Origin of the sequence: Pseudomonas rhizozeae, from assembly GCF_031583775.1 — a bacterium.
In the GTDB taxonomy this organism is placed as follows: domain Bacteria; phylum Pseudomonadota; class Gammaproteobacteria; order Pseudomonadales; family Pseudomonadaceae; genus Aquipseudomonas.
In genome coordinates, this window is record NZ_JAVLSB010000048.1 from 16,011 (window position 1) to 30,479 (window position 14,469).

Genomic DNA, 14,469 nt, shown 5'->3' on the forward strand with positions numbered 1-14,469 from the left:
GCAAGCTCCCTCGCCACCACAAGCACGCATTCGATAAGGGACCTTAGTGAAAGCCAGATCCGATGAGCTGCAGATTTTCGTCTGCGTGATTGAGTGCGGTTCGATTTCCGCGGCGGCCGAGCAGGTCGGCCAAACGCCGTCGGCGGTCAGCCGCACCTTGTCACGGCTGGAGGCCAAGCTCGACACCACGCTGATCAACCGCACCACGCGGCGCATGGACCTGACCGAAGAGGGCAAGTATTTCTTCGAGCAAGCCAAGCGCATTCTCGATCAAATGGAGGAGCTCGAAGAGCGCTTGTCTTCGCGCCAACAGACGCCGTCCGGGCGTTTGCGCATCAACGCGGCATCACCGTTCATGCTGCACGCCATCGTGCCCCACATCGATGAGTTCCGCCGGCTCTACCCGGACATTCAACTGGAGCTCAACAGCAACGACCTGATCATCGACCTGCTTGAGCAAAGCACCGACATTGCGATCCGTATCGGCACCCTCGCTGATTCAACCCTGCATGCGCGCTCGCTGGGCTGCAGCCCGTTGCGAATCCTCGCCAGCCCGGCCTATCTGAAACAACACGGCACGCCGAAAGCGGTGACCGATCTGGTGGCGCATACCTTGATTGGTTTTACCCAGCACGAGAGCCTCAACCATTGGCCTTTGCAGCATGCGCACGGTGACCGCTGGCAGATCCAGCCGGCCATCAGCGCGTCCAGCGGTGACACGGTGCGGCTGCTGGCGCTGGCGGGGCAGGGCATCTGTTGCCTGTCGCATTTCATGACCATTGACGACATTCGTGCCGGGCGCCTGGTGGTGCTGCTCGACAAGGCCAACACCGGCTATCGCCAGCCGATCAACGCGGTGTACTACCGTAATTCGCAATTGGCGCTGCGGATTCAGTGCTTCCTGGATTTTATTCAGGGCAAATTGGCGGACTACGCCTCGTCGGATTTTCGGGGTTGATTCGTGACTCGCGCGCAAGAGTGATTTGGGTAATAGGGTCTGTTTCGGCAAGGGTCTTGCCTCGATACTGGACACATCACTTGTTCACCCACGGAGAGTCTCCATGAACGTATTCATCACCGGCGCCGCCGGCTTCATCGGCGGTTCCATCGCCACCGGTCTGGTAAGGGCCGGTCACCAGGTCACCGGCCTGGTACGCAATGCCGAACAGGTTGACGAGCTCAAGGCCCTGGGTATCAACGCCGTGATCGGCACCCTCGACGACCGCGACTTGCTCACCCGGCAGGCACACGCCGCCGACGCGGTAATCAACGCCGCCAGCAGCGACCACCGCGCCGCAGTCGAAGCGCTGCTTGATGCCCTGCGCGGGTCCAACAAAGTGTTCTTGCACACCAGCGGTTCGAGCATCGTCGGCGATGCGTCCGGCGGTAAATCCAGCGACGTGATTTATCACGAAGACAACCTGCCGGAGCCCACCGTCGACAAGGCTGCCCGCGTAGCCATCGATAACCTGATCCTGGCGGCGGCCAAGGACGGCGTGAACTCGGCGGTGATCTGCAACACCTTGATCTACGGCCACAGCCTGGGCGTCAAACGCGACAGCGTGCAGTTGCCGCGCCTGCTCAAGCAAGCGCGCAAAAGCGGTGTGGTGCGGCATGTCGGCAGCGGCCAGAACATCTGGTCCAACGTGCACATCGAAGACGTGGTAGCCCTTTACCTGCTGGCGCTGACTCGCAACATCCCGGGCACCTTCTACTTCGTCGAAAGCAGCGAGGCCTCGTTCATCGAAATGACCACCGCCATCGCCCAAGCCCTCAACCTCGGCCAACCGCAAGACTGGCCGCTGAAAGACGCCGAAGCCGAATGGGGCTACGAAATGGCCAACTACGGCCTGGGCTCCAACAGTCGGGTACGCGGTAAACACGCCCGCGAAATGCTGGGCTGGGTGCCGAAACGCACGTCGGTGGTGGAATGGATTCGTAACGAAATGGTGTGAGTTCGCGCTAGATCGCGTCATCGTTCATCGCGGGCAAGCCACGCTCCCACAGGTTTTTGTGCCGTTCACCTGAGGTGGATACCACGCGAGACCTGTGGGAGCGAGCTTGCTCGCGATGGCGTCCTCGACATTTCCCAGGCTGGCCGGACCGCCCTCAATTCCGTAACATCCGCTCCCCTCTTTCCCCCGTTGTGCCCGGTCCTCCCATGAAAGCAAAACACCTGCGTGCCGATGTCCTGGCCGGCCTTACCACTTCGTTTGCCCTGTTGCCCGAGTGCATAGCGTTTGCCTTGGTGGCGCATCTCAATCCGCTGATGGGACTGTATGGCGCGTTCATCATTTGTACGTTGACTGCGCTGTTCGGCGGGCGGCCGGGGATGGTGTCGGGGGCGGCGGGGTCGATGGCGGTAGTGATTGTGGCGCTGGTGGTGCAACACGGCGTGCAGTATCTGCTCGCGACGGTGGTGCTGGGCGGGTTGATCATGCTGGCGTTCGGCTTGCTGCGGCTGGGTAAACTGGTGCGCATGGTGCCGCACCCGGTGATGCTGGGTTTCGTCAATGGTCTGGCGATCATCATTGCGCTGGCGCAGCTCGAGCATTTCAAGAGTGGCGACACCTGGCTCAGCGGCCCGCCGTTGTATGTGATGGCGGGGCTGGTGGCGGTAACCATGGCCATCGTTTACCTGTTGCCACGGCTGACCCGCGCGGTACCGCCAGCGTTGGTGGCGATCCTCGGGGTCGGGCTGGCGGTGTACCTGCTGGGCCTGCCGACCCGTACCCTCGGCGATATGGCGCATATCGCCGGCGGGTTGCCGAGCCTGGCGCTGCCCGACATCCCGTGGAACCTCGACACTCTGCGCATCATCGCGCCCTACGCGATCCTGATGGCGCTGGTCGGTTTGCTGGAGACGTTGCTGACCCTGAGCCTGACCGATGAAATCACCGAGAGCCGTGGTTACCCCGACCGTGAATGCGTGGCCTTGGGCGCGGCGAACATGGTGTCCGGCGTGTTCGGCGGCATGGGCGGTTGCGCGATGATCGGGCAGACCGTGATCAACCTGAGCTCCGGCGGTCGCGGTCGGTTATCCGGTGTGGTGGCCGGAGTAATGATCCTGCTGTTCGTGCTGTTTCTGTCGCCGATGATTGAGCGCATTCCCCTGGCCGCGCTGGTCGGGGTGATGTTCGTGGTCTCGCAGCAGACGTTCGCCTGGGCTTCGCTGCGGGTGCTGAACAAAGTGCCGTTGAACGATGTGCTGGTGATCATCGCGGTCACCACCATCACGGTATTCACCGATCTGGCCACGGCGGTGCTGTGCGGGATCATCATCGCCGCGCTGAACTTCGCCTGGCAGCAGGCCCGCGAGCTGTATGCCGAGAGTCATGTCGAGGCCGATGGCAGCAAGTTGTATCACCTGCACGGCACGCTGTTCTTCGCCTCGACCACGCCGTTTCTCAATCAGTTCGACCCGGCCAACGACCCGGCGCTGGTGACGATCGACTGCCGTCATCTGAGCTTCGTCGATTACTCGGCAATCGCCGCACTGATGACCTTGCGCGAACGCTACGCCAAGGCCGGCAAACACCTGCGGGTGCTGCACCTGTCGGAGCGCTGCAAGAAACTGCTCAAGCGCGCCCACGTCGCCCACGACTGAGACGTCGCCTTTCAGCCGCCAGCGCCACCGCGCCGATGAAAATTGCACAGGGCGATTTTCATCGGCAGCGTTCTCGCATGTCTCTGCGCGACAGCCCATATCTCTCCACGAAAATTAGTTTCACCTCGTTTGAAAATCACCGATCGAAATGATTAATGAGTTTCACAACCCATTCGACGTGACCCTTTCGAGGAGTACCGCATGACCCTGTCCTTCGGCTATTGGCTGCTGGTGTATGCCGCCGTGGCCATCATCGCGCTGATCGTGTTGATCGCCCGCTACCGACTCAATCCGTTCATTGTCATCACCCTGATTTCCATCGGTCTGGCGCTGGTGGCTGGCATGCCGGCTTCCGGTGTGGTGGGGGCTTACGAGGCGGGGGTGGGGAAAACCCTGGGGCACATTGCCCTGGTGGTGGCGCTGGGCACCATGCTCGGCAAAATGATGGCCGAATCTGGCGGCGCCGAGCAGGTGGCGCGCACGCTGATCGATCGCTTCGGCGAAAAGAATGCGCATTGGGCGATGGTCTGCATCGCGTTCCTGGTCGGCTTGCCATTGTTCTTCGAAGTCGGTTTTGTGCTGCTGGTGCCGATCGCATTTACCGTGGCGCGGCGGGTCGGCGTGTCGATCTTGATGGTCGGTTTACCGATGGTCGCCGGTCTTTCTGTGGTTCATGCGTTGGTGCCACCGCACCCCGCGGCGATGCTGGCGGTGCAGGTCTACCAGGCGTCGGTGGGGCAGACCTTGCTCTACGCGATTCTGATCGGCATTCCGACGGCGATCATCGCGGGGCCGCTGTACGCCAAATTCATCGTGCCGCATATTCAATTGCCGGCGGAAAACCCGCTGGAACGGCAGTTCCTCGACCGTGAGCCACGGGAGCGTCTGCCGGGTTTTGGCATCACCATGGCGACCATTCTGCTGCCGGTGGTGCTGATGCTGATCGGCGGCTGGGCCAATCTGATTTCCACGCCGGGCAGTGGCTTGAATCAATTTCTGTTGTTCATCGGCAACTCGGTGATCGCCTTGCTGCTGGCGACTCTGCTGAGTTTCTGGACCCTCGGCCTGGCGCAGGGCTTCAGCCGTGAGTCGATTCTGAAATTCACCAACGAATGTCTGGCGCCGACTGCCAGCATCACGTTGCTGGTGGGCGCTGGCGGTGGCTTGAACCGGATTTTGGTGGACGCAGGCGTCACCGACCAAATCGTCAGCCTCGCCCACGAATTTCACTTGTCGCCGCTGTTGATGGGCTGGCTGTTCGCCGCGCTGATGCGTATCGCCACCGGCTCGGCAACGGTGGCCATGACCACCGCCTCGGGAATTGTCGCGCCAGTGGCCATTGGTCTGGGGTATCCGCATCCGGAATTGCTGGTGCTGGCCACGGGCGCCGGCTCGGTTATCTTTTCCCACGTCAACGACGGCGGCTTCTGGCTGATCAAGGAATACTTCAATATGACCGTGGCCCAGACCTTCAAGACCTGGACCGTGCTGGAGACCTTGATCTCGGTCGTGGCGTTCGCCTTGACCCTCGGTCTTTCCCAATTGCTTTAACCGTCAGGTGCCGTCCATGGACATCCTTTATCAAATCCGCGCACGTCAGGATTCCTTCAGCGCCGGCGAAGGAAGAATCGCCCGGCTGATGCTCGACGACGTAGGATTTGCCGCCTCCGCCAGCCTCGACGAACTGGCGCAGCGAGCGGAAGTCAGCAGCGCCACGCTGTCGCGTTTCGCCCGCAGCGTCGGTTGCCGCGACTTGCGCGATCTGCGCCTGCAACTGGCCCAGGCCAGCGGCGTCGGCAGCCGCTTTCTCGACCCGGCCGGCACCCCGGAACAGTCGGCGTTTTACGGGCAGATCGTCAGCGATATCGAAACCACCTTGCGCCAGCACTTGGCGGCGTTCGACGAGTCGCGCTTCGCCGATGCGGTGAAACTGCTGAGCAGGGCGCGGATGATTCATGCGTTCGGCCTCGGTGGCTGCTCGACCTTGTGCAGCGACGAGTTGCAAGTGCGCCTGGTGCGCCTCGGCTACCCGATCACCGCTTGCCACGACCCGGTGATGATGCGCGTCGCGGCGGCCAGCCTCGGCCCCGAGCATGTGCTGATTGCCTGCTCGCTGACCGGCATCACCCCGGAGCTGCTCGGCGCGGTAGAACTGGCGCGCAACTACGGCACTCGCGTACTGGCCATCACCCGCGCCGATTCGCCGCTCGCCGAACTGGCGGATGTGCTGCTGCCACTGCAAAGCGCAGAAACTTCTTTTATCTACAAACCAACCGCTGCCCGTTACGGCATGTTGCTGGCGATCGATGTGCTGGCCACAGAGCTGGCGCTGGCCAATCCTGAAGACAATCAAGAGCGTCTGCGGCGAATCAAACTCGCTCTGGACGAGTACCGTGGCGGCGATGATCATCTGCCGCTGGGAGACTGACATGCATTACGACACCCTGATTCGCCACGCGCAGATCATCGACGGCAGTAACAGCCCGGCCTACACCGCTGACGTAGGACTTTTGAACGGACGCATCGCGCAGATCGGCGACCTCCAACAGGCCACCGGCACCGAGGAGATCGACGCCGCCGGCCGCGTGCTGGCGCCGGGATTCATCGACGTGCACACCCACGACGACACCGTGGTGATTCGCCAGCCACAAATGCTGCCGAAGCTCAGCCAGGGGGTGACCACGGTGATCGTCGGCAACTGCGGGATCAGCGCATCGCCGGTGAGTTTGCGCGGCGATCCGCCGGACCCGATGAACTTGCTCGGCACCGCGGCGGCTTTCGTTTATCCGCGCTTCAGTGACTACCGCGCAGCCGTGGAAGCGGCGCAGCCGACGGTGAACGTTGCGGCGCTGATCGGCCACACGGCGCTGCGCAGCAATCATCTGGACGACCTGTTTAGAACGGCGACGTCGGAAGAAATCCACAACATGCGTGAGCAATTGCGCGACAGTCTGCGGGACGGCGCGTTGGGCTTATCCACAGGCCTGGCGTATGCCAGCGCATTCTCGGCCTCCACCGACGAAGTAATGCAACTGACCGAAGAACTGGCAGCGTTTGGCGCGGTGTACACCACCCATTTGCGCAGTGAGTTCGAACCGGTGCTGGAGGCCATGGACGAAGCCTTTCAGATCGGTCGCCACGCCAAGAGCCCGGTGATTATTTCCCACCTCAAATGCGCCGGCGCCGGTAACTGGGGGCGCAGCCCGCTGCTGTTGGCAGCCCTCGAAAGCGCGGCGAAAGATCACCCGGTGGGCTGCGACTGCTATCCCTACGCGGCGAGCTCCTCGACCCTCGACTTGAAGCAAGTGACCGATGCGCACCGCATCACCATCACCTGGTCGACGCCGCACCCGGAACTCGGCGGCCGCGACTTGATGGACATCGCTGCCGAATGGCAAGTGTCGCTGCTGGACGCGGCCAAGCGCCTGCAACCGGCCGGGGCGGTGTACTACGGCATGGACGAGGAGGACGTGCGAAAAATCCTCGCGCATCCGTTGTCGATGGTCGGTTCCGATGGATTGCCGGAAGACCCGTTCCCGCACCCACGCTTGTGGGGCGCGTTCCCCCGGGTACTCGGACATTTCAGCCGCGACGTAGGACTGTTCCCACTGCACACGGCGGTGCACAAGATGACCGGACTGTCCGCCGCGCGATTCGGCTTGAAACAACGTGGGGAAATTCGCCAGGGGCACTGGGCGGATCTGGTGTTGTTCAATCCCGCGACCATCCGCGATGTCGCCGATTTCAACGATCCGCAACGGGCCGCCGAAGGCATCGATGGGGTGTGGGTCAATGGCGTACTGAGCTACAGCGACGGCCAACCGAACGGCCAACGACAAGGCCGATTCCTGGCGCGGGAAGGGGATTTGCGCGACGGTTTTCAGTGACCATTTTGCGGACTGTGTCGCGGTGATGGCACATTGAGATTAAAGAATGGCGCCAACAAGCCGACTCTTTGACAATCTGCCCAGCTACACTGGGCGCTTTCAGTCAGGGAGTCACCCATGAGCTTCGGTAAAACCACCCCGATTTTGCGGATCTTCGATGAAGCCAAGGCTGTGGCGTTCTACGTCGAGTTTCTCGGCTTCAAAATCGACTGGCAACACCGCTTCGAAGCCAACTTCCCGCTGTACCTGCAAGTCTCCCGCGGCGAATGCGTGCTGCACCTCTCCGAACACCACGGCGACGCCACTCCCGGCTCGGCGCTGCGCATCGAAACCGACGAACTGGAAACCTTCCAGCAACAGCTGCTCGCCAAGGACTACGCCTTCGCCCGCCCGCACATCCAAGCCATGCCCTGGGGCAGCCAGGACATGACCGTGACCGACCCGTTTGGTAATCGGCTGGTGTTTACAAATGCGATTAGTGTGTAACCCCATCCGGATTTTCATGGGCGTCGCGTCGATAAGGTGTGCTAGTTTCAATCAATGATTTCATTGATTGCAGGAGGTCCCATGGCCAGCCTAACGATTAGAAACCTGGACGACCAAATCAAAGAGCAATTACGCATCGCTGCCGCTCACAACGGCCACTCTATGGAAGAAGAAGCGCGCCTGATATTAGCTCGGGCTTTGACATCTGTTGACCGTGCGGGCGGCCTCGGTAGCCGCATCCGCGACAGGTTCAGTGGACTTGGCGGCGTTGACCTCGAACTTCCTCCTCGATTGGAAAGGGCAAGAGGGGTGGATTTCTCTGAATGATAGTGCTCGATACCAATGTTCTTTCAGAGTTTATGCGAGTTAAGCCCGACGTTAGCGTAGTGGCGTGGGTCGATGCCCAGCCAGCAATGGAACTGGCCATCAGTTCGGTGACGGTCGCTGAAATTCTCTATGGTCTGGCACGCCTGCCATTTGGCAAGCGCAAGCAAAAACTTCAGGCCTATGCGATGGCGATGTTTGAAGAAGACTTCGTCGGGCGGATCCTACCCTTCGATGCTCATGCCGCTGTCGAGTACGCAGCGCTCGTCGCAAGCTGTGAGACCAAGGGTAAGGCGGTGTCGATGGCGGATAGGCAAATTGCAGCTATATGTCGTGCCCACGGAGCTTCCATTGCAACGCGCAACGTCCGAGATTTTGAGCTTTCTGGGATTGAAGTGATTAACCCATGGGAACCCTGACTGCCTGACTTTATTAGGCGGGGCTACATGCGGCAGACATCCAGTAAGGCACTTCCACGCCAAAGCGTGGCAGTGCCCAGGGGTCAACTTCAAACCCTGAAGTGGCTCACCAGCATCTGCAACTGGTTACCCAACCGTGCCAGTTCGACGCTGGAGGCGGCGGTGTCGTCGCTGGCGGCGGCGGTTTGTTCGGAGACGTCGCGCACGTTGATGATGCTGCGGCTGATTTCTTCGGCTACGGCGCTTTGCTGTTCAGCGGCCGCGGCGATTTGCTGGTTCATCGACTGGATGTTCGACACCGTGCGGGTGATGTTCTCCAGCGAGACGCCGGCCTTGCGGGTCAGTGCGACGCTGCTGTCGGTGAGGGTGCGGCTGTTGCTCATCACCGCCGAGACTTGCTGGGTGCCGTTCTGCAGGGCTGCCACCAGGCCTTCGATTTCCTCGGTGGATTTCTGGGTGCGCTGGGCCAGGCCACGGACTTCGTCGGCGACCACGGCGAAACCACGTCCGGCCTCACCGGCGCGAGCTGCTTCGATCGCGGCGTTGAGCGCCAACAGGTTGGTCTGTTCGGCAACCGCTTTGATCACGTCCATCACGCTGCCAATTTTGTCGCTTTCCTGTTGCAGCACGGTCATGGCTTCGGTGGAACGCACCACTTCGGTGGCCAGGCGCTCGATCTGAGCGATGGCCTCGTTCACCACTTTGTCACCTTCACGGGCTTCACCATCCGCGGCTGCCGCGGCTTGCGAGGCTTGCTCGGCGTTACGCGCGACTTCCTGCACGGTGGCGGTCATTTCGTGCATGGCAGTGGCGACCTGATCGGTCTCGATTTTCTGGCTGTTGACCCCGGCACTGGTTTGCTCGGTTACCGCCGACAGTTCTTCGGCAGCGCTGGCGATTTGCGTCACGCCATCGCGAATGCCGCTGATGAGTTCGCGCAAGGTCACGCCCATGCGCGCGATGCCCTGTTGCAACACGCCGATCTCATCGCGGCGGGTGACGATCACATCCTGGGACAAATCGCCGCCGGCAATACGCTCGACCACGGCCAGGGTGTCGCGCAGCGGACGGGTGATCTGCCGGGTGATGATGACGGCGGCAATAATGCCCACCAGCAACGCCAGCAGGGTGCTGATCAATTGCAGGGTGCGGGCCTGGGCGCTTTCGGCGTCGCGGCGGTCGAGCTGGATCTGGTACAGCTGCTCGCTGAGGCTGACGATCAGGTTGCCCTGGTCGGTCATTTCTTTGCGCGCCTGCACCACGTCGCTGTTGGTGGTTTTGTAGGTTTGCACCGACGCCCGATAGTTGCCCAGCAGGCTTTCGAGTTGGGTCAGGGCGCTTTGCTGAGTGTCGGCGAATAACGGGCCGAGAGCCTTGAGGCTGGCGATCGCGGCGTCCAGTTGCGCGATGACTTTCTGCTCGGTCTCCGCATTCGAGTTGGCCACGTAGCCGCGCACTTCGTAGCGCACCAGCATGAAGTCTTCCTTGGCGCGGGTGATCGCCTGGAACTGCTCGAAACGCTGATCGCTCGACGGCTCTTGCTGCACTTGCTGGTTGATGGCGTCGATCAACTGGCTGACGGCTTGCGCATTCACAGTCATCGCGTCACGGGCGGCATTGCCCGAACGGTAGGCGCCGCGCATTTTGTTCAGCGACGCCTGATAAGCGGTGAGCAGAGCGTTTTGCTCTTTGAGCAACTTGAGGTTTTCCGGGCTTTTGAACGAGCCGATCAACGCCTGCTGCTGGGCGGTGAAACCTTCGAGGGTGGTTTGCACGTTCTGGGCAATCGCTTCATCGCCGTTGGCCAGCATGTACTGCAGCCGCGTGATGCGCAGCTTGGTCAGGCCGGCATTGAGCTGGGTGATGTCGCTCATCCAGTTACTGCGGTCTATCAACCCGCCCAGGCTGGTCCAACTGGTCAAAGCCAGGATGCAGGTGAGGACCAGAACCAGGCCGAAGCCCAGACCCAGTTTCAGGTTGACGCTGATGTTGCCAAACCAGCTGTTCATCAAATTCCTCCAGGAACAGTGTGCTGCTTGATCGAGAGTGGGCTGGAAGATTGTTGTATTTTGCGGCCCGCAAAAGGATGTCGTAGGGGAGATATCGGCAGGAAGGGCGAGAGCTGAAAGGGATTTTGTCGCGGGGATTGTGTAACGGGGTTTATGTCGGGCGGTCGCGCGGGCCACCCGATGTAACGCAAGCGTCTATTCAGGCACCCAGGCGCCGCGACCAGCGTTGGCCCGGTTCGTCGTAGTGGCGATTGGTCAATGCTGTCAGCACATGGTCCTGCCAGCGCCCGGCAATGTGCAGGTACGCCTTGGCAAAGCCTTCTTCCTCGAAACCCAGGCGAGCCAGCAACCGCGCACTGCGTTCGTTGCCGGGCATGTAGTTGGCCATGATGCGGTGCAGGTTGTGCTCGTCGAACATGTAGCGGATGCCGATCTCCAGCGCTTCGTGCATCAAGCCTTGGCCTTGATGGCTTTGCGCAATGTGGTAGCCGAGGTAACAGGCCTGGAACGCGCCGCGGATCACCCCGCTGAAATTGCACGCGCCGATCATCTGTTCGCCGGCCGGATCCAGCAGCGCGAAATGCACCGCCAATCCTGCGGCGAAAGCCTGGCCCTGGATCTCGAGGCGTTTGCGAAGCTGCTCGACGCTGTAGTAGTCCGCTGGCCGAATCGGCGACCACGGCGCCAGATGCGCCTGGTTGCGCTGATAGAAGTCGCTTTCCAGCGGTGCTTGGTCGGGGCTAAGCACGGCGAGCGTCAGGCGTTGGCCGGGGAGGGTGAGTAGCGGCATCAGGCGCTCCGAATCGCAAGGCTTCGGGGCAGGGTGGCGCAGGGGTTACCGACTGGCAAGTTCGCGGGCAAAAAAAAGCCCGCGGGAGAGCGGGCGAACCATAGTTTCTTGAATGAGCAAGGGCAATGTACCGCGCCGCGTTGCGGGTTGCAGTGAAGAAAAGTTCATCCGTGGTCGAATCGCCGCATCGCGATTGAACTTGGGTTTTGTATCGGACTGTGTTGCAGCTGGCGCTCGATACACAACTGGTCATTTTCCGCGTTTTTCCCACACATCCCCGATACACCCTCACGTTTAAATAGCTCCATCAGACAGGCACAACGCTGATTAAAGCCCCAGCGGCCGCTCTGGCACGGCGTTCTTGGCAGACATTGCTGAGATCGATTTTCACCATCGACACAATGAAGTTCTGTAAAAAAAATCGCGGCGTAACATCAAGCCCATACCCACTTACAACGACTTTCGGAGCACACCACCATGAAACGCCAACTGATCCTCAGCATTGTTTTCTCGGTATTCGCCGCTAACGCGTTTGCCGCTTCGCACTCCCGTGACGCCCTGGCCGCTGACGGTTACGACCGCACCCAAGGTGTTCAGATCGCCGCCGACGGTTCGGACCGTCTGAAAAGCAACCAGATCGCCGCCGACGGGTCGGATCGTCTGAAAGGCAACCAGATCGCCGCCGACGGTTCGGATCGTCTGAAAGGCAACCAAGTCGCCGCTGACGGTTCGGATCGTCTGAAAGGCAACCAGGTCGCCGCTGACGGTTCGGATCGTCTGAAAGGCAACCAAGTCGCCGAATACGGTTCGGAAAAACTGAAAAGCAACCAGACCGTATGATCCAACGCAACGCAGCTCTCGACAAAAAGCCCGGCCAAATCAGCCGGGCTTTTTTTTGTCTGCGATTTGCCGGAGTTTCCCAGGACCAAACATCAGCGAGATCCTCCTGTGGCGAGGGAGCTTGCTCCCGCTGGACTGCGCAGCAGGCCCAAAAACATTCAGCTCGGTGAGTCAGTAAAACCGCGTGCTCAGGAACCAGGGCCGCTGCGCCCCAATGGGAGCAAGTTGTCTCGCCACAAAATAGCTTCGTCCATAGCCGAAGAGGACCGATGGCAGCGCCTTGCAAGGCGCTAGTGCGCTGCTATATTTGTTGCTCAGTCGAATCGGCCAGCGTGCTGCGCCGGCCCGGCTTTCCCTCCCTCCTTGGGGTTTCAATATGAGTATTCCCCGTAAAGCCGCTGTCGTTACAGATGCGCCGCAGGGTGCCGGCGCCCGTCTTGTCCAGGGACTTTCTCCATCATCCGACCCAAGCATCATCCGTGCGCGTTCACTCCAGCCGTTGCTGTTCGCCTTAATCGCGCTCCGACGACACTCCGCCTGAAGTACTGAGCCACCCCTACACTCGATGGCCGTCCGCTTGCCCCCGCAGGCGCGACTTGGCACGTCTTCATGTTGTCTCGGATTCACGTCTGGAGATTCCCCATGACCCTTCCGCTACTCAGCGCTGCGCTCATCGTCGCCGGTGTTATCAGCACCGGGCTGTCTTTTACCGATAGCGCCAATGCAGCGACTTCTCCCACCACCAAAAACGAAACCAATAGCGCGGTGAAACAGGAAATCAAGCTCACCCGCGTCACGCCCGAGTATTGGCGCGTTACCTTCCACAACCCGCCGTACAACATCTATGGCCCGGAAACCATGCCGCAGCTGAACGAAATCGTCACCGCCATCGAGAACGATCCGAAACTGGTGGTCGTGGTGTTCGACAGCGATGTACCGGACTTTTTTCTGACGCACTATGACTTCGTGCCGCCGCTCACCGACACCACCAGCCTACCGAATGGCTCCACCGGTTTGCCGCCCCTGCCCGATATGCTGGTGCGCATCAGCAAGGCGCCGGTGGTGTCGATAGTGTCGATTCGCGGTCGGGCCACCGGAGTTGGCAGTGAGCTGGCGCTGGCCAGCGATATGCGCTTCGCCAGCCGTGAGAAAGCCATCCTTTCGCAGTGGGAAATCGGTGCCGCGCTGGTGCCCGGCGGTGGGCCGATGGCGCGTCTGCCGCGCTTGATCGGCCGTGGCCGCGCCATGGAAGTACTGCTGACCGGCAACGACATCAACGGCGATATCGCCGAGCGCTACGGCTATGTGAACCGTGCGCTGCCCGATGCCGAACTCGACACCTTCGTCGACACCATGGCCCGGCGCATCGCCAGGTTCGACAAGCAATCGATCGCCGACATCAAGCACCTGGTCAACGAAGCAAGCCTGCCGCCGAACGAAGCCATCGCCGCCGAATGGGAGGGTTTTATCGGCTCGGTACAACGTCCGCAAGCGCAACAACGGATCAAGCAATTGATGGAGCTTGGCCTGCAAACCAAAGCGGACGTGGAAAAAAGACTGGCTCACTACACGGGCATGCTGGGTGAGCCGTCCAAGTAACCCCCCACAACTTTTACAGGAGTCATCGTCATGAGCAGTGCACTTGAAAGCGTTCTCTACACCGCAAAAACCACCACCTCCGGCGGTCGCACCGGCAGTGGCAAATCGAGTGACGGGCAACTTGAAGTCAACTTCAGTTCGCCCGGCTCGGGCAAGCCCGGCACCAACCCGGAACAGCTCTTTGCGTTGGGTTACTCGGCCTGTTTTATCGGCGCGATCCAGGTGGCGGCGGGCAAGCAAAAGGTCAAGTTGCCGGAAGACACCTCGGTGGAAGCAGAAGTGGATCTGGGCAAGGTCAACGGCGGCGCCGACTTCCAACTGGCGGTGCGGTTAAACGTCAGCATTCCCGGTTTGGATGACGCGGCCAAAAAACAGCTAGTCGACGCGGCGCACGAGATTTGCCCCTATTCGCGGATGACGCGGGGGCATGTGGATGTTGAGGTGAAGGTGGTTTAAAACGCGAGTCACCTGTGCTGGAAGACAGCAAAACCCGCTTGCGGCGGGTTTT

The 14,469-nt window shown here is 60.8% G+C and carries 14 protein-coding genes and 1 pseudogene; 12 read left to right on the plus strand and 3 right to left on the minus strand.

Features of this window, described 5'->3' with window-relative positions; translation table 11 throughout:
- Nucleotides 1-46 precede the first annotated feature (46 nt).
- The 9 genes from RG836_RS17075 to RG836_RS17115 all read left to right on the plus strand — a co-directional run bounded on the left by RG836_RS17075 (nt 47) and on the right by RG836_RS17115 (nt 8,723).
- Nucleotides 47-958: a LysR family transcriptional regulator gene (locus RG836_RS17075; RefSeq protein WP_310847756.1), complete on the plus strand. Its 912-nt coding sequence runs from the start codon at nt 47-49 to the stop codon at nt 956-958.
- 103 nt (nt 959-1,061) lie between these two features.
- Nucleotides 1,062-1,955, plus strand: a complete 894-nt coding sequence (locus RG836_RS17080; RefSeq protein ID WP_310847758.1) for an NAD-dependent epimerase/dehydratase family protein — start codon at nt 1,062-1,064, stop codon at nt 1,953-1,955.
- A 206-nt stretch (nt 1,956-2,161) separates the two neighbouring features.
- Nucleotides 2,162-3,607 (plus strand): SulP family inorganic anion transporter, encoded by a 1,446-nt coding sequence (locus RG836_RS17085; protein ID WP_310847759.1) that lies wholly within the window; start codon nt 2,162-2,164, stop codon nt 3,605-3,607.
- A gap of 201 nt (nt 3,608-3,808) precedes the next feature.
- Nucleotides 3,809-5,158, plus strand: coding sequence for a GntP family permease (locus RG836_RS17090; protein ID WP_310847760.1), 1,350 nt, complete (start codon nt 3,809-3,811; stop codon nt 5,156-5,158).
- Nucleotides 5,159-5,174: 16 nt separating this feature from the next.
- On the plus strand, nt 5,175-6,035 hold the full coding sequence (locus RG836_RS17095) for a MurR/RpiR family transcriptional regulator (protein ID WP_310847761.1): 861 nt from the start codon (nt 5,175-5,177) through the stop codon (nt 6,033-6,035).
- Nucleotide 6,036: 1 nt separating this feature from the next.
- Nucleotides 6,037-7,494, plus strand: coding sequence for an N-acyl-D-amino-acid deacylase family protein (locus tag RG836_RS17100; RefSeq protein ID WP_310847763.1), 1,458 nt, complete (start codon nt 6,037-6,039; stop codon nt 7,492-7,494).
- 117 nt (nt 7,495-7,611) lie between these two features.
- Nucleotides 7,612-7,980, plus strand: coding sequence for a glyoxalase superfamily protein (locus RG836_RS17105; protein WP_310847765.1), 369 nt, complete (start codon nt 7,612-7,614; stop codon nt 7,978-7,980).
- Nucleotides 7,981-8,061: 81 nt separating this feature from the next.
- Nucleotides 8,062-8,307: a FitA-like ribbon-helix-helix domain-containing protein gene (locus RG836_RS17110; RefSeq protein WP_310847766.1), complete on the plus strand. Its 246-nt coding sequence runs from the start codon at nt 8,062-8,064 to the stop codon at nt 8,305-8,307.
- The gene (locus RG836_RS17115; RefSeq protein WP_310847767.1) at nt 8,304-8,723 is read left to right on the plus strand and encodes a type II toxin-antitoxin system VapC family toxin; all 420 of its coding nucleotides are present in this window, start codon (nt 8,304-8,306) and stop codon (nt 8,721-8,723) included. The genes RG836_RS17110 and RG836_RS17115 overlap by 4 nt, the downstream gene beginning before the upstream one ends.
- 89 nt (nt 8,724-8,812) lie before the next feature.
- Here the strand turns inward: RG836_RS17115 and RG836_RS27330 are convergent, their stop codons facing one another.
- The 3 genes and pseudogenes from RG836_RS27330 to rimJ form a co-directional block, all read right to left on the minus strand.
- A complete protein-coding gene (locus tag RG836_RS27330) occupies nt 8,813-9,676 on the minus strand; it encodes a methyl-accepting chemotaxis protein (RefSeq protein ID WP_409078090.1) in 864 nt (287 codons plus the stop codon).
- A 42-nt stretch (nt 9,677-9,718) separates the two neighbouring features.
- Nucleotides 9,719-10,732 (minus strand): annotated as a pseudogene (locus RG836_RS27335) (methyl-accepting chemotaxis protein); the annotation flags it as partial.
- A 199-nt stretch (nt 10,733-10,931) separates the two neighbouring features.
- Nucleotides 10,932-11,522: a ribosomal protein S5-alanine N-acetyltransferase gene (gene rimJ, locus RG836_RS17125; RefSeq protein ID WP_310847770.1), complete on the minus strand. Its 591-nt coding sequence runs from the start codon at nt 11,520-11,522 to the stop codon at nt 10,932-10,934.
- Nucleotides 11,523-11,999: 477 nt separating this feature from the next.
- On the opposite strand from rimJ, the gene RG836_RS17130 reads away from it, so the two are divergent.
- From RG836_RS17130 to RG836_RS17140, 3 genes are all read left to right on the plus strand, one after another.
- Entirely contained in the window at nt 12,000-12,362 is a 363-nt protein-coding gene (locus tag RG836_RS17130) for a hypothetical protein (protein ID WP_310847772.1), read from the plus strand.
- Between the two features lie 642 nt (nt 12,363-13,004).
- Nucleotides 13,005-13,961: an enoyl-CoA hydratase/isomerase family protein gene (locus RG836_RS17135; protein ID WP_310847773.1), complete on the plus strand. Its 957-nt coding sequence runs from the start codon at nt 13,005-13,007 to the stop codon at nt 13,959-13,961.
- 30 nt (nt 13,962-13,991) lie between these two features.
- Nucleotides 13,992-14,417: an organic hydroperoxide resistance protein gene (locus RG836_RS17140; protein ID WP_310847775.1), complete on the plus strand. Its 426-nt coding sequence runs from the start codon at nt 13,992-13,994 to the stop codon at nt 14,415-14,417.
- The last annotated feature ends 52 nt before the right edge of the window (nt 14,418-14,469 follow it).